The organism is Serpentinimonas raichei, from assembly GCF_000828895.1.
GTDB classification, from domain to species: Bacteria; Pseudomonadota; Gammaproteobacteria; order Burkholderiales; family Burkholderiaceae_C; genus Serpentinimonas; species Serpentinimonas raichei.
This window is the reverse complement of sequence record NZ_AP014568.1, coordinates 1,214,330-1,229,823: the sequence shown is the minus strand read 5'-3', so window position 1 is coordinate 1,229,823 and position 15,494 is coordinate 1,214,330. Positions and strand designations below refer to the sequence as shown.

At 64.0% G+C, this 15,494-nt stretch carries 10 protein-coding genes and 1 tRNA gene; 4 read left to right on the top strand and 7 right to left on the bottom strand.

Annotation, left to right across the window (positions count from 1 at the left end):
* Positions 1-143: 143 nt before the first annotated feature.
* Positions 144-1,361 (top strand): bifunctional phosphopantothenoylcysteine decarboxylase/phosphopantothenate--cysteine ligase CoaBC, encoded by a 1,218-nt coding sequence (gene coaBC, locus SRAA_RS05780; protein ID WP_045533369.1) that lies wholly within the window; start codon positions 144-146, stop codon positions 1,359-1,361.
* A 59-nt stretch (positions 1,362-1,420) separates the two neighbouring features.
* Here the strand turns inward: coaBC and SRAA_RS05775 are convergent, their stop codons facing one another.
* A complete protein-coding gene (locus SRAA_RS05775) occupies positions 1,421-2,320 on the bottom strand; it encodes a recombination-associated protein RdgC (protein ID WP_045531424.1) in 900 nt (299 codons plus the stop codon).
* 210 nt (positions 2,321-2,530) lie between these two features.
* Between SRAA_RS05775 and SRAA_RS05770 the strand changes: the two genes are divergently transcribed.
* Positions 2,531-2,607: transfer RNA gene (locus SRAA_RS05770), tRNA-Arg, on the top strand.
* A 77-nt stretch (positions 2,608-2,684) separates the two neighbouring features.
* Here the strand turns inward: SRAA_RS05770 and SRAA_RS05765 are convergent.
* The 6 genes from SRAA_RS05765 to SRAA_RS05740 all read right to left on the bottom strand — a co-directional run bounded on the left by SRAA_RS05765 (position 2,685) and on the right by SRAA_RS05740 (position 12,887).
* A complete protein-coding gene (locus SRAA_RS05765; protein ID WP_045531423.1) occupies positions 2,685-3,380 on the bottom strand; it encodes a M48 family metallopeptidase in 696 nt (231 codons plus the stop codon).
* Positions 3,380-6,499, bottom strand: a complete 3,120-nt coding sequence (locus SRAA_RS05760; protein ID WP_045531422.1) for a type I restriction endonuclease subunit R — start codon at positions 6,497-6,499, stop codon at positions 3,380-3,382. The genes SRAA_RS05765 and SRAA_RS05760 overlap by 1 nt, the downstream gene beginning before the upstream one ends.
* A gap of 37 nt (positions 6,500-6,536) precedes the next feature.
* Positions 6,537-8,408 carry a DUF262 domain-containing protein gene (locus SRAA_RS05755; RefSeq protein ID WP_045531421.1) on the bottom strand — a complete coding sequence of 624 codons (1,872 nt, stop codon included), beginning with the start codon at positions 8,406-8,408 and terminating at the stop codon, positions 6,537-6,539.
* Positions 8,405-9,589, bottom strand: coding sequence for a restriction endonuclease subunit S (locus SRAA_RS05750; protein WP_082039937.1), 1,185 nt, complete (start codon positions 9,587-9,589; stop codon positions 8,405-8,407). Before SRAA_RS05750 ends, SRAA_RS05755 begins: the two co-directional genes overlap by 4 nt.
* Entirely contained in the window at positions 9,580-12,027 is a 2,448-nt protein-coding gene (locus tag SRAA_RS05745) for an HsdM family class I SAM-dependent methyltransferase (RefSeq protein ID WP_045531419.1), read from the bottom strand. The genes SRAA_RS05750 and SRAA_RS05745 overlap by 10 nt, the downstream gene beginning before the upstream one ends.
* 92 nt (positions 12,028-12,119) lie before the next feature.
* Positions 12,120-12,887: an oxygen-binding di-iron domain-containing protein gene (locus SRAA_RS05740; RefSeq protein ID WP_045531417.1), complete on the bottom strand. Its 768-nt coding sequence runs from the start codon at positions 12,885-12,887 to the stop codon at positions 12,120-12,122.
* A 373-nt stretch (positions 12,888-13,260) separates the two neighbouring features.
* Between SRAA_RS05740 and SRAA_RS05735 the strand changes: the two genes are divergently transcribed.
* Both SRAA_RS05735 and SRAA_RS05730 read left to right on the top strand, forming a co-directional pair.
* Positions 13,261-14,226: a S49 family peptidase gene (locus SRAA_RS05735; protein WP_045531416.1), complete on the top strand. Its 966-nt coding sequence runs from the start codon at positions 13,261-13,263 to the stop codon at positions 14,224-14,226.
* A 48-nt stretch (positions 14,227-14,274) separates the two neighbouring features.
* Positions 14,275-15,486, top strand: coding sequence for an FAD-dependent monooxygenase (locus SRAA_RS05730; protein WP_045531414.1), 1,212 nt, complete (start codon positions 14,275-14,277; stop codon positions 15,484-15,486).
* Positions 15,487-15,494: the final 8 nt, after the last annotated feature.

The window sequence follows — 15,494 nt, the reverse complement described above, 5'->3', positions numbered from 1 at the left end:
GTGATGCACATTGTAAAACTGAGCAGACCCAAATGCCCACTGTCACCAACCAGATTTGGGCTTTTCCGCCTACGCATTCTTGCCTGCATAGTCGGCCCCACCTGTTGGCCCACCACCCCCGCTGGTGTACAGTCGCGCCCATGATGAACGACCTGGCTGGCAAACACATCGTCCTAGGGCTTTCGGGTGGCATCGCCTGTTACAAGGCGGCCGAATTGTGCCGCTTGCTGATCAAGGATGGGGCCACGGTGCAGGTGGTGATGAGCGAAGCCGCCTGCCAGTTCATCACCCCGACCACGCTGCAAGCGCTCAGCAACCGCCCGGTCTACAGCAGCCAGTGGGACGCGCGCGAGCCCAACCAGATGCCGCACATCAACCTCGGGCGCGCCGCCGACGCGATTTTGATCGCCCCCGCCAGCGCCGACTTGCTGGCCAAGCTGGCGCAGGGGCGCGCCGACGACCTGCTCACGCTGCTGTGCCTGGCGCGGCCGCAGGAGCGCGTGCCCTTGCTGCTGGCCCCGGCCATGAACCGCGAGATGTGGGCGCACCCGGCCACCCAGCGCAATGTGGCGCAACTGCGCGCCGACGGCGCCACCGTGTGGCCGGTGGGGCAGGGCGAGCAGGCTTGCGGCGAGAGCGGCGACGGCCGCATGCTGGAGCCCGAGCAACTGCTGGAGCTGCTGCAGGCGCAGTTCCAGCCCCAGTGCCTGGCCGGGCAGCGGGTGCTGGTTACGGCCGGCCCGACCTTCGAGGCCATCGACCCGGTGCGCGGCATCAGCAACCACTCCTCGGGCAAGATGGGTTTTGCCATCGCCCGCGCCGCCCGCGAGGCCGGGGCCGAGGTGCGGCTGGTGGCCGGGCCGGTGCACCTGCCCACGCCGCTGGGGGTGCGCCGCACCGATGTGCAATCGGCGCTGCAGATGCAGGCGGCGGTGCAGGCCGAGCTGGACTGGGCCAGCGTGTTCGTCGCCGCCGCCGCCGTGGCCGACTGGCGGCCCGCGCACAGCGCCGAGCAAAAAATCAAGAAAGACGGCAGCGGCCAACCGCCGAGTTTGCAGTTCGTGGAAAACCCCGACATTCTGGCCGAGGCCGCCGCCAGCGCCCGTGCCCGCGCCGGGCAGCTTTTTTGCGTCGGCTTTGCCGCCGAAAGCCACGACCTGCAGGCCCAGGCCGAAGCCAAGCGGCGGCGCAAGGGCGTGCCGCTGCTGGTGGGCAACATCGGCCCGGCCACCTTCGGCCGCGACGACAACGCCCTGCTGCTGCTCGACGCGCAAGGTTGCAAGGCGCTGCCCGCCGGCCCCAAGCTGCACCTGGCGCGCGCGCTGGTGGCCGAGATCGCGCAGCGCCTAGGGCCTGCCTAGCTTGGGTGCCCCGCTCCGATTGGGTCCGGGCAAGAGCCGACCTTATGGCAAATCTGGGTTTAAACCTGCAGCCCGCCTAGGGCGGTGCTGAGGTCGTTGATCAGGGCGCTCAGTTCGGCGGTGGCGATGGTGGCGTCGGCATCGAAGCCGCCCTCGTCTTCGGCATGCCCGTGTTCGGCAAACACCCCATCCAGGAATTCGATCTTGCTCAGGCTGCCGCTCTCGGCCAGCACGAAGCGCACCCGTCCCTCCCAGTCCAGCGCCAGCTTGGTGGGCAGCTTGCCTTGGCCGATGTGCAGCCGCATCTGCTCGTCGTCGAGCGGATGGCGGGTGAACTTGACCACCGATTTTTGTTCGTCGTTGGCCTTGAGCTCCACTTCTTGCCCCGGAGCGAAGTGGGGCGGCCAGTCGTCGGCGCTGCCGCTGAGCCACGCCGTCATGGCCGCCTGCGGGGCCATTTGGGTGTTCCAAGGCCGCGGCTGCAAGAACGTGAAGGACTTGAGCAGCGTGCTGATGGCCTCGTCGCAGCGCGCGCTGCTGCTGCTGTCGAGCGCCAAGCGGCCATGAACCGGGTCGATCCACAAGCAGACGCTGCGGCTTTGCGCAAAAGCCATGGGCAGCAACTGCTGCACGATCTCGTCGCGCAGTTGGCGCTGCTCGCGCCGCCCCGGCTGGCGCCCTTCGCCGGCCTCGATCTGCACCAGCCGCTCGTCGAGGTGGCGCTGCACCACCGAGCCGGGCACGCGCTTGCTCTCGCTTTGCAGCCGCAGCAGGCGCTGGCCGTTGACCGATTCCACCAGCGCCCCATTGGCCTTGCCGCGCGGCGGCACCCAACCGATCGAATGCTCTTGGCTGGGCAGGCAAGGAACAAAGGGCGTTGCAGCCAGTGCTTGCTCCATCGCTTCAAGGGTGGGCAGTTGCTGGGGGTCGAGGGTGTAGAGGGTGAGTTGTTTGAACACGTTTCGCAGCCGAAGGCCTGATTCCGAATTAAAATGCTAGTTGTGCTTTAACCAGTGACTTGGCATTTTAGTGCAAGCCCAACCCTCGGGGTCCAGACTCTTGTTCCAGGCAGGCCCTGCGGGTGGGTATGGGGCGGCCGATGATGCGGGATTTTTTCGCCCAAGTCACAAAACCGGCCCTAAATTGGCATAGAATCATGGCTTCGGTATGCGGCTGTAGCTCAGTTGGATAGAGTACTTGGCTACGAACCAAGGGGTCGTGGGTTCGAATCCTGCCAGCCGCACCAACAATTTAGGTTGTAGATCGATGGGCCAAACGCTTCGGTGTTTGGCCCATTTTTCTTTGCTGGTGGGCTTTTCGGATTCAAAGAGGCAGCGCATTGAGCTCGGCGCGCAGCTCAGCCCACTGCGGCCAATGCCTGGTCAGGAGATTCGTGAATCGCTCGTTGTGCGTGGGCTCAAGCAGGTGCAGCATCTCGTGCACGACCACATATTCCAGCATGTCCTTGGGCTTTTTCACGAGTTCAGTGTTGAGGCGGATGTTTCCGGCGCGATGGTTGCAACTGCCCCACTTGGTCTTCATGCGCTGCAGGAAGTACCCTGACACCTTGACGCCGAGCTTGCTCTCCCATCGGGCGATGATGTTCGGCAGTTCGGCGTGCAAAAGCTGCTTGTGCCACTCATGCATCACCTCGGCCCGCTTGGCGGTGTCGCTGCCCGGCCTCACATGCAGCGTGATGCGCCGATGGTCGAGTGCGACCTTGGGTTTTGCGTCATGCTCCACGACCACCAACAGATGACGCCGTCCCCACAGTTGGTGGCTTTCACGGGTGAGGTACCGACGTGGCGCTTCTCTGGCTTGGCTCTGGAGCGCCCGTTGCTGCTGCCGGATCCATGCCAGTTTTGAGATGGCGTATGCGCGCGCGACCTCGGGCCGCGTCCTGGTAGGGGCGACCAGCGTCACGCGTCCCTCGGGTGGGTGCACCGTCAGGTGCACATGTTTGACATTCTTGCGGGTGACGCGGATCTCAATCTCACCCAACTCAATGACTTCAGACATCAGTAGCCCGGTTGATTCTTGATGATCTCAAAGATGGCCAGCGTGGCGCCTCTGTCCTTCTTCATGATCGGGTTGATCGCGTTAAGCACGATGGCCTCTCGGGCCGAGTCGCCTTTCCAGCCTGCGGGAGCCTTCTCGCGCAGGGCTTGGTCCAGCTTCAAAGCCAGCCCGAGGCATTCGTCACCAAACCCCTGGACAGGCTCGGCCGCCGTGTGGCTTGGCACGATGGCCGCAAGGATCGCCGGCAGGTTGTTGTAGAGGACGGTCGCCTCCCTGTTGCCGTGCAGTGCCGCCGGCACCTCGTGCTCGCCCTTGCCCTGCGCCAGCTGCTTGACCAAGGCTTCGGCATTTTTCAGGAACTGCTCGTAGGACTCGGTGTCATCCCTTTTCTGGCGGATCAGGTCTTCCAGCAGCTTCGACATCTCCTTGTAGAACCTCGGGTCGGTCAACTGGTCGCGCACGATGGTCTTGCGCACGTTGTTGATGATCCCCTCGGCGATGGCATCGCGCGACAGTTTGCCCTTTTCGTTGAGCTTCTTGGCGATGGCATCGTGGATACCGGTTTCGATGATCAGCTCGGTCAGCGACAGCGCACTCAAGTCCCCCAGCAGACTCGCCGGATCGGCCTGGATGTAGGTGTTGATGAGGTGGCGCATGTCCGCCTCAAACGGCTTGACATCCAGCTCTTCTCCCGAGTGGTTCTTGATGGCGGCCCGCACCTCGGCGTAGAACGCAGTCTCCTGTTCGAAGGCCGAGATCTGGCTGGTGCTGTAGCCGGCTTCCTGCAGGTTCGTGGCAACGTCAGAGTAGGCCCGCACATAAGCGGCCACAGCCTTGTAAAAGGCAATCCGCAGCGGTTCCGTGTCGTTCAGCGCCGTCGGGTTGGCGGCATCTCCACAAAAGTAGTGGATGTGCTGTTCAATGCCCTGTGGCTGCCGCACCGGCGCGCACAGGTAAATCAATGCCTCGCGCGCCGCATCCAGCCGCGCCCGGCCCTCCTGCAGCCAGTCCTTGACGGTGACGTTGGCGTCATCCCCGCAGGTCTCGGTGTCCAGCTCGTCGGAGGTGTAGACCGCGATCGCGTTTTGCACATGGCTGAACAGCTCCTTGTAGTCGACGACGTGGCCGTAGTCCTTGTCCTCGCCATCCAGCCGGTTGGTGCGGCAGATGGCCTGGAACAGGTTGTGGTCGCGCAGCTCGTTATCCAGATAGATGAAGGTGCAACTGGGCGCATCGAAGCCGGTCAGCAGTTTGCTGACCACGATCAACAGTTTCAGATTCGCCGGCTCCTCGATGAAGCGGCGCTTCATCTCGGTCTCGTACTGCGTGGTCGTCTGATTCTTGACGAGAACGAACTTGGTGTAGGTGTCGAATTTGTAGCGTTCGTCGCTGTCTTTGGGCTCCTGCGAAATCGCGTTGTGGTTCGGCTCATACGACGTGATGATCCCGACGCACTCGCCAAAGCCCGTGTTCTGGAACAGTCGGAAGTAATGGCAGGCGTCGTAGATGGAGGCCACCACCAGCAGCGCTGTGCCGCGGTCGTTGTTGAGCCGCGGCTTGACGCCGAAGTCGTGAATGATGTCGGCGATGATGCGCTGCTTGCGCTCGCCGGCGCTCATCAGCTCTTCCATCGTGGCCCAGCGCTTGCGCAGCACGGACTTCTGGAAGTTGTTGAGCCCCTGCGTCTTCTTCTCAAACCAGTCGTCGATGGCCTGACGCGAGGTGAGCCGCTGCGGCACATCGCGCGCCTCGTACTTCAGGTCCAGCACCACCTTGTCGGCCACCGCCTGGTCGAACTTGTAGGTGTGGATGAAAGTGCCAAAGACCTCGGCCGTGGTCTGCTTGTCACGCCGCAGCAGCGGGGTGCCGGTAAAGCCGATGAAGATGGCGCTGGCCAGCCAACGCTTCATCTGCTTGTTCATGTCGCCACCCTGGGTGCGGTGGCACTCGTCGACGAAGACGAAGAAGCGGCCTGCCACCTTGGGCGGTTCACCCTTCAGGTCGGAGACGTCGATCTTGTGGATCAGCGCGCACATCAGGCGCGGTGCAGCCATCCCCAGCTTCTCCACCAGTTCCCGGCGGGACTGGATACGAGGCGAGGGTGCATCGGAACCGATCACGCCAGCGTTTTTCATCACGCCTTCAATCTGCTGGTCTAGCTCGTCGCGGTCGGTCACCACCAGGATGCGCGCCTCGGGGTCGTGCTCCAGCAGCCACTTGGCCAGCAGCACCATCAAGATGCTTTTGCCGCTGCCCTGGGTGTGCCAGATGATGCCGCCCTCGCGTTTCTTGATGCGTTCCTGCGCCGCCTTCACGCCTTCGTACTGGTGCAGCCGGGGTACCTTTTTCTGGCCCGCATCGAAGATCACAAAGTTGCGGATCAGGTCCAGCAGCCTGGCCGGCTCCAGCATCTGGCACAGCGGGGCGTCGAGCAGCTCGCCCTCCGCCGGAGCGGTGCCCTCACCCGCCTTGAGGGGATGCTTCCATTCGACGAAGAACTTCTCGGGCGTGCCCGTTGTGCCGTAGCGCAGGCCTTGGGAGTCGCTGCCCGCCAGCACCAGCTGCACGGTGCCAAAGAACGCTTGGTTAAAAATCGCTTCCTGGTTGGTGATCAGTTGGCGGATGCCGTTGGCCACGTCGACCGAGCTGCGCTTGAGCTCGATCACCACCACGGCTAGGCCGTTGATGAACAGCACGATGTCCGGCCGCCGCTCGTGACCACCTTTCAGCGTCACCTCTTCGGCCAGCGCGAAATGGTTGTTGGCTGGTGTTTCCCAGTCGATCAAGTGCACCGTCTCATGCTGGGCGCCGGCGGCCACCTGCACCGGCACGCCATAGCGCAGCAGCTGATAGGTGCGCAAATTGGCCTGATACAGGGTGATGCCGGTCGCGTCGGCGGCCGCCATCAACCGCTGTGTCGCTTGAGCGATGTGCGCGTCGGAGTAAGCGCGTTGCTTCAGGTTGGCACGCAGCAGTTCGGCCTCGACGCAACGGTTGCCCTCGCGCTTGCTCCACTCGCCCAGGTGCTGGAATCCGAGCCCCCCCTCGTGCGGGGGCTGGGTGATCTGAGCAATCACCCGGTGTTGGGTGATGCGTTCTGGACGCAAGGCGGTGACCATGTTTCGCTCCCCTAATGGCTCAATCGCTCAGGCTGGCTCATGCCGCTGCTTTCTGTAGCCTGTCTGTCGACCACACCAGTTCGACCAGCGCCGCCACCAACTCACGCCGGGCCAGCTGCTCCTCCTTGGTGAAGCTGTCAAAGGCCTTGAAGGGCAGCTGGTTTGCCGCGGCGAACTGCTGGAACTGCGGCTGGTGCTGGTAGGCACTGGCGTCTAGGCTGGCGGCGTAGAAGTTCTGCTTGGCGTAATGCGGCCGCTTCTGGTCGAAAGGCTTGGCCTGCAGGCTTCGGTTCACATCGGCTGGCAACAGCAGCAGAGACGCGACGTGATTGCGCCATTCCACAAACTCCGCTTCGCTGGCGAACAGGGCTTGCACCGCCGCAAAGTCATCCGCCCAGATGTGCTCGATGTCGAAGGGGTTCTTGACGTCGCGGTTCACCAGTTTGTCAAACGACTCGGTGCGACCGGCGCCCCGCTCGGTGGCCTCGGTGATGCGCGCCAGCAGGTGGTAGATGTATCGACGGCTGAACTGGTTCAGCCCCAGCCCCTGGATGCCGGTGCGGCCCTTTGCGGCGCTGCCGGTAAAAGTCACCTCGTCCTCAGCCAGCTTCTGCTGCAGGATGGGCACCAACTCCGCCAGCGGTTTGCGCCGGATGTCGCGGCACAGCAGCCACATCGCGTACGACACGCTGGAATAGCCCACCCGGATGTAGTTCACCGCCCGGCGCATCAGCCAGATGTCTAGGTAGGTGGCAGTCACCGCCATCTTGCGCTGCACAGTATCGTCGTCGTCGGTCTCCACTAGGGGCGCCAGCAGCACCGTGCTCTGCCAGGTGAAGTCGTTGTGGGTGTTGTAGTACACCGCCTCCAGGCCCGGCGTGTAGTGCCGGCTGGCGTGCAGCACGCGCCGGTAGGCCTTGGCGAAGAACGGAAAGCTCTCGGCCATCATCGCCAGGTTGGCCTGCGCCTTGCCCAGGCCCAGCCGATCTTTGTGTTCGCGCACCCAGCGGTGAAACACCGAGCCGATCAGCTCCCAGTCCTTGTCCACGGCGCCGGCCTTGCGCTCGCGCGTGCTCTCGGCGTATTGCGCACGCAGCCAAGCCTTGATGCAGTTGGCGTCGCGCTCGGGCTCGTGGCTGCCGCCCCACGATATGAGTTCCAGCACCTGCTGCTTCCAAGTCTGGTTCACTTGGGTGCGGGCCTGCGGGTCTTCGATAGGTGCCAGCAGGTAGGCCTTGAGCATGTCCACCGGGCTCAGCGGTTTGCCCCGGTCGTTCATGGTTTCGAAGATGGCGTAGGCGTAGCTGTCGTTGTCGGTGGAGATCTCGATCAGACCCACCCTCGTCAGCAGCCAGTAGATGAAGTGCGGCAGTGCAGCACCGAGTTCGGCCATCAGGTCGTTGGTCTCGATGTTGCCGTAGCGGGCAAACATCGTCTGGATGGATTCGTCCTTGCCATCCGGGCTGAAGGCCTGGCCCTCGAACAGCGCCTTGATGACCGGCAGCCGCTCGGGGATGTCGAGGTTGAATTTGGGCTGGCCCAGGTTGTCGCTAAAGATCAGCGGCGCCAGCGTCTGAACCACCGGCAGGCCTTGGGCCTTGGCGGCGCGGTACAGGCAGATCAGCAGAAGCGTCAGCGAGGTGACGCGCTGCTGGCCGTCGATCAGGTAGTTCTTGCCGTTGCGCTTGCTGACGATGATGGAGCCGAGGAAATACTCGCCGTAGCCGCTAACGGCGGGCGTCTCGTCGCCGGGCTTGTATTTGCTGTAGAACTTGGCATGCAGGTCGAACAGGAGTTCGTCGATGTTCTCCTTCTCCCACTTGTACTCGCGCTGGTACTCGTCGATGGAGAACGACTGGTTTTGCAGCAGTTGCTGCACGCTGCGGTAGTGTGGGGTGATGGCGCTCATATCAGGCGGGTCCTTCCGGTCAAGAGTTCTTGCATCATGCCTTGCTTGAGCGCGCGGGTCTTGTCGCGGCGGGCTTCGAGGGCGGTGAGTTCGGTGGCCATGTCGGATAACGTTCCAACAATCGCCACTTGCTCGGGCAGGGTAGGCACCCTGACTTCTGCCACGAGCAACGCCTTCTTTGACAGGTTGTATCGCGTCGATCCTTGGGCGAGCGACTTCATAATCTCGCGGCCTTCAGAACTGCGGATGTAGTAGGTCAGGAAGAGTCCGTCAACCTCCGCATCCGCACGGGGCCGGAACCCGAAGCAGAAGCTGTTTAGGTACAGGTTGTGCACATCACGCTGCACGAGCGCGCACAGCGCAACCTCTTCTGGCGTTTCAGACGACCCATTGAAGAGCAGGTCGCCGCGTTCGACCCGATTCTGGTTTTCTGATAAAGACACGCGGACCGCCTCAAACGTGCTGTGGTCAATGACCGTGTTGGCCATCACGTTCATAAAGGTGACGTATCTGGCCGCGCCTGAGCCGAAGTCCGCCTTGGTTTTGCCGGTCAGTCCGCCGTAGGTTACGCCGAGTTCACCGAGCCGCTTCACCTCCCACTCGCCCTGAAAACCCGGCAAGCGGGTCTGGCCGGTGAGGAGTTGCTGCATGGCGGCCTGTTTGAGGTCGCGCTTCTTGGCAATGAGCCGTTCCAGCCCGGCCAGCAGCGCATCCACATCGCTCAATGCCGTGGCGATGGCGCGTTGTTCCGCGCGATCTCTCGGTACCGCAATTTGGTGGCCATGCGCATCGTTGCGATTGAGCGTCGGCACACCGGAGCCCGATGCGAATCGCTCGAAGTGCAATGAATGGTATAGGTAATAAATGAACTTTGGATCGTTTTCGTTGAACCGAGTGACCCACAGCGACGTGTTGTGAGGCCAATAGTCACTGTCGATGTAATGAAGCTTGCCAAGCGTGCCGGAGCGACCGGTAGCAACGCCAGGCCCCTTGACCATCGCAACGTTGTGAAACCCCTCGCTGCCGTTTGAGTACACGATTGGAAACGGGCCGGGTTTAATTGATCGAGCTGGAAGATCAAAGCCACGCTGGAGGGGAGCCACTTGAGAGATCGCCGCTACTACCCAATCGTCCGGGATGACCCCCACCTCAGTCAGCTTGTACCCCGGCCTCACTTCCATGTCGCCCCCATCTTCGCGAGGTGTTCTTGCACCCGGGCGGCCAGCGTCGCCACCTCGTCGGTGAGCTGTGGCAGCGGCGTGGCATAGCGCTCGGCCAGCTCGCGGATGCGGCCGGTCAGGGTTTGCGAGACGCGCTCCAGCTCGCCCTGCACGGTGCCGGCCAGCGTCGCCATCCATTTGTCGTCGATGGCCAGCGCTTTGATCTCGGCCTCGGTGAGCGCGGGGTACTGGTCGTGGGCGCGCTGGTCGAGCGCGACGTTCTGCTCCTTGACTGCGCGCTTGAGCGCGGTCTCGCGCTCGGACAGCTCCAGCCAGCGCGTGAGCACGGCCGCTTCCGCCTTGGCGTCCTCGTCTTTCGCGACGAGGCCCTTGATCTCTTTGAGCCGGGCGTTGACCTCGGCCTTGGCGAGCTTGTCCAGCGCGCTCAAAATGCCTTCCTCGCCGCCGTGTTCCTCCTCCAGCTCGGCCAGGCTGGCGGTGGCCGCTTCGAGGTTTGCCTGCGCCGCGTCCAGTGCCGCCTGCTCCTTGGCAAAGCAGCGCGCCACGATGAGGGGCTTGGGGATGAGCTCGCAGGTCCAGCCGCGGTCTTTGGTTTTGCCTTTCTTGTCGGTGTCGAGGATGCGCGAGGTTTTTGCCACCCAGCCGTCGGCGGCAATCAGGTAGGCGTCGTCCTGCATCGTTTCGGCCCAGTAGTCCATCAGGTGCTGGTAAATGTCGTAGGCATCGACCAGCGGCACGTCGGCAAAGGCGGCCAGCAGGTCTTCGGACAGCGCCGCGATCAGTTCTTTGGGATGGGCATCGGCGCCGAAGCCCCGCAGGCGCTGGGTGGCGGCAGTGCGCCAGTCGGCGAAGCGCTGCGTGGCCTGCTGGTTGAACGCCGAAAACTCGGCATGGCGGCCGATGGCGGTCTTCAACTCGGCCAGCGGCAGCTTCAGCTTGACATACCCGGCACGGCCAGCCGGTTCGAAGAAGCCCTGGCGCACGCCCGGCAGCACCTGCCAGAAGGGCGCGAGCTGGGCGGCAGGGTCGTCCAGATCGCGCTCCGGGATGCCGCCGCGCAGGTGGGCGGTGATGTCGTGCAGGTCTTCGGGCGCGCTGCTGTCGATGTAGCGTGGCAGGTTGAGGTTGTAGTCGTTCTTGGCGTCGGCAATCTCGGCCAGCGGCACAAAGCGGGCGTATCGGGGCACATCGTCCTTGCGGCGGAAGGTGTCGACGATGCGGTGAATGTCTTGCTCGCGCAGGCGGTTTTTGTTGCCGTCTTTGATGCAGCCCTTGCTGGCGTCAAGCATCATCACGCCCTTGCGGGAGGCGGCGTTTTCCTTGTCGAGCACCAGGATGCAGGCGGGGATTCCCGTGCCGTAGAACAGGTTGGCCGGCAGGCCGATGACGCCCTTCAGAATGCCGCTGGTGAGCAGTTGCTTGCGAATCACGGCCTCGGCGTTGCCGCGGAACAGCACGCCGTGGGGCAGGATGCAAGCGGCTTTGCCGTTGGCCTTCATGCTGCGGATGATGTGCAGCAGGTAAGCGTAGTCGCCTTGCTTGGTGGGCGGCACGCCCCAGGCGAAGCGCTGATGCGGGTCGGTTGCAGGCGTGATGCCGGTGCTCCAGGCTTTGTCGCTGAAGGGCGGATTGGCCACCACGTAGTCGTAGGTGCGCAGCTTCTGTCCGTCCAGGAACTTCGGGTTGGCCAGCGTGCTGCTGCCGCCGAGCACGTTGGCGGTGGGGAAGTCGTGCAGGATCATGTTCATGCGCGCCAGGCCCGCAGTGGTCACGTCCTTTTCCTGGCCTTCTAGGGTGATGTGCTTGCCGGCCTCGGCGGCCACCTTCAGCAGCAGCGAGCCCGAGCCGCAGGTTGGGTCGTAGGCGGTGGTGCTGCCGACGGTGTTGCTTGGCGAGATGCCGATCACCTTGGCGATCACGCGGCTCACCTCGGACGGCGTGTAGAACTGGCCCTTGCTCTTGCCACTCTCGGTGGCGAAGTGCCGCATCAGGTACTCGTAGGCGTCGCCCAGGATGTCGTCGTGCTCGGCACGGTTATTTGAGAAGTCGAGCTCGGGCTTCTGGAAAATGCCGATCAGGTTGGTCAGCCGGTCAACCATCTCCTTGCCTTGGCCGAGCTTGTTGGGGTCGTTGAAGTCCGGGAAGTCGCTGCGGGCCAGGCGCGTGTTCGCGTCGATCAGGGGCTGGATGATCTGCGTGTTGATCTTGTCGCCGATGTCGCTCTTGCCTTTGAGCGCGACCATGTCCTTGAAGCTCGCCCCCTTGGGGATCACGACGGGAGGCGCGAAGTCGTCGGAATCGGCGTACTTGTCGCTGATGTACTTGATGAACAGCATGAACAGGACGTAGTCTTTGTACTGGCTGGCATCCATGCCGCCGCGCAGTTCGTCGCAGCCGGCCCAGAGGGAGGAATAGAGGTCGGACTTCTTGATGGCCATTGGGTGTTTTTCTGGTGCGCGTCTGGAAAGATTGGGGGCTGGCTGGCCAGCTGGCGGTCATGCCACAAACAAGGGGTTTGGAATGCAGGCGCTCACTTGGGGATGGCGTAGTCCGCTTGCGTCAGGTGGTCCACGCCGCAGCTCAGGGTTTCAATCCAGTCGATAAACTCATGCACGGCGGGGCCGGCCAGCGGCGCGCCATGCTGGGGCACGATCATGTGGATCGGCAGCTTGCGCACCATGTGGGCCCACAGCCTGAGTACCTTTTGCGAGACCATGTAGCGGCGGTGAAAGCCCTCCATGCGGGGGATGTTTGGCGCCAGCGAGGTGATGGGCTGGGAGGCCTCGGCCGAGGTGCCCAACGACACGCCCAGATCGCCCGAGAACAGGATGCGGCTGACCGGGTCCCAGAACTGGAAGTTGCCTTCGGCGTGCATGAAATGCGCCGGCAGCGCCACGATCTCACCGCGCCCAAGCGGGATGCGCATGCCTGGGTCGGGGATGCCGATGATGCGCCCGACGGTTTTGCCCGGTTTGCAGAAATGCGGTGCGAAACGCTCCCACAGGCGCGAAATGTAGAGGGTGGCCTGGGTGCTGGTCATCCAGCGGTCCAGCGAGGCGATGATGTCCGGGTCGGCGTGCGAGGCGAGGATTTCGGTCAGTTTGTTGGGCGGGAAATAGCGGCTGATGGTGAGCAGCAGCTCGTTGTAGGCCACGTTGCCGCCGGGGTCGATGACGGCGCCTTGTTGCCCGTCGATCACCAGAAACTGGTTGGCCTGCACCGCTTCGCCGCCCTCGTCGCTGAGGTGCGCAAACATCAGGCACACATGCCCATCGTGGTTAAATAATTCGATCGCCATGGCCAACTAGGTTCCAGAGGTGGGTAGTCCGCTGCGCCATCGGGTGGGCGTGCAGAGCAAAGGGTGAAATGTAGAGAGCGCCGCCCTGGGTGCGCTTGATGTGCATCAAGTCGAGAGCGCCAAGCGCTGGTATTTCATCATGAAATACGCGGATTTTCCGGCCAAAACGCAAGCGCCGCAAATGCTCCGCCATGGAGGTGTTGCAAAACCCTGGTCAGCTGGTCCCAGTCTGTGCAGGGCCGCCACCGCGACAGCAAGGTCCGCAGATAATCCCAATCTGCTGCAGCAGTTGGCCGCGCGGCGCGCCCCATGGCGCTGTTGCCGGCGACAATAGCGCACACGCTAACCCTCAACCCTTAAAGCCCCGCCCCACATGGACGAACCCACCCCGGCACCGAGCGCCAAAATCACTCCCGAGTGGGAGCGCGAAACCCTCGAGAAACTGGTTTTTGCCACGCTGCGCGAGCAACGCGCCGCGCGGCGCTGGAAAATTTTCTTTCGCCTGCTCTGGTTGGCGGTGGTTTTGTTGGTGGCTGCCATGCTGATGCGCGATGTCGCCACCCGCGCCACGCTGGCGGTGCCGCACACGGCGCTGATCGAGGTGCGCGGGGTCATCGCATCCGACGCCGACGCCAACGCCCGGGCTGTCGTGCAGTCTTTGCGCGCCGCTTTCAAAGAGCCCAGCGCCAAAGGGGTGTTGCTGCTGATCAACTCACCCGGCGGTTCGCCGGTGCAAGCCGGCATCATCGCCGACGAGATCCACCGCTTGCGCGGCCTGCACGACAAGCCCGTGCACGCCGTGATCGAGGAGGTGGGGGCCTCGGCGGCCTATTATGTGGCGTCGGCAGCCACCGCCATACACGTGGACAAGGCGAGCTTGGTGGGCAGCATCGGCGTCATGATGAGCGGCTTTGGCTTTACCGAGCTGATGGACAAGGTCGGGGTCGATCGCCGTTTGCTCACTGCCGGCGAAAACAAGGGCTTCATGGACCCCTTCAGCCCGCCCAACGAAGCCCAGGTGCGGCACACGCAGGCCATGCTGGACGACATCCACCAGCAGTTCATCGACGTGGTGCGCAAAGGCCGTGGCGAGCGCCTGCGCGAAACCCCAGAGACCTTCAGCGGACTGATCTGGAACGGTCAGCGCGCAGTCGAAAAGGGTTTGGCTGATGGCTTTGGCAGCGTCGAGCACGTGGCCAGCGAGGTGATTGGGGCGGCGCACATCATCGATTACACCCAGCGCGAAAACGTGGCGCAGCAACTGGCGCGGCGCCTGGGCGCGGGGGCGGGCGAGAGCGCCCTGCAGACGCTCAAAGAGTGGGGTTGGGTGCTGCGTTGAGTTTCGCTGCACCTAGGGTTGCCGTGTGCACAGGGGCGAGGGGGTTGCATGGACGCTGAGCGCTTGCTGATAGCCGGCGGGGGCTTGGCCGGACTGGGGGCTGCGCTGGCGCTGCGCCAGGCCGCGCCGGGTTTGAGCCTTGATTTGCTGGAACAGGCCGACGCATTTTCTGAGGTGGGTGCGGGCGTGCAGCTCGGGCCCAATGCGGTGCGGGTGTTGCGCGATTGGGGGCTAGAGGGTGGGCTGCGCGAGGTGGCGGCGTTCCCGATCGATTTGCAGGTGCGCGATGCCACGGGCGGGGCCCTCTTGGGTGCCTTGCCGCTGGCGCAACGGGCCGAGCGCCGCTACGGTGCGCCCTACGCCACCCTCCACCGCGCCGACTTGCACACCCTGCTGTTGCAGGCGGTGCGGGCCGAGGGCGGCACCGGCTTGCACTTGCAGCAGCGCATCGGAGCCCTCGAGCTGTTTCCAGACGGTGGGCTGCAACTGCGCAGCCTGGGAGGACCAAGCTGGCCGGCGGCGGCGTTGCTGGCTTGCGATGGCTTGCGCAGCCAAGTGCGCGAACAACTGCTGGCCGACGGGACGCCCCAGTTCAGCGGCCATGTGGCTTACCGCGGCATGATCAACATGGCGCGCTTGCCGCCCCACCTGCGCCACAACGGCGTAACGGCTTGGCTGGGGCGGCGCATGCATGCGGTGCATTACCCGGTGCGGGCCGGCCAGTGGCTCAATGTGGTGGTGGTGGTGGAGGGCGATTTGCCCGACGGGCCGGTGGGCTGGGACCATCCGGCGCAGCCACAGGCGCTGTGGCACAGCCTGGGCCTGTTGCCACACCGGGATTTGCACCAGGTGTTGGAGGCGGTGCCGCTGTGGCGGCTGTGGCCGCTGTTTGGGCGCCCGCGTGTAGCCCGTGCCGCCGACATGGTGCGTGGCCCGGTGGCGCTGTTGGGCGACGCGGCACACCCGATGCGGCCCTATCTGGCGCAAGGCGCTGCTATGGCGCTGGAAGACGCATGGGCCTTGGGGCGCCTATTGGCGGCACAAGGGGGCGGCGCTGCACCCGATTGGCCAGCCTTGCTGCAGCGCTGGGCCCAGGCGCGTTGGCGCCGCTGTGCGTGGGTGCAAGCGCGTTCGCAGCGCAACGGCACCATCTTTCATGCCGGCGGGCTGTTGCGCTGGGGCCGCGACAGCGCCATGCGGCTGCTGGGCCCCAAGCTCATCGACGTGCCGCGCCTGTACGCGGGGCCGCCACCAATCTGAGGCTGCGC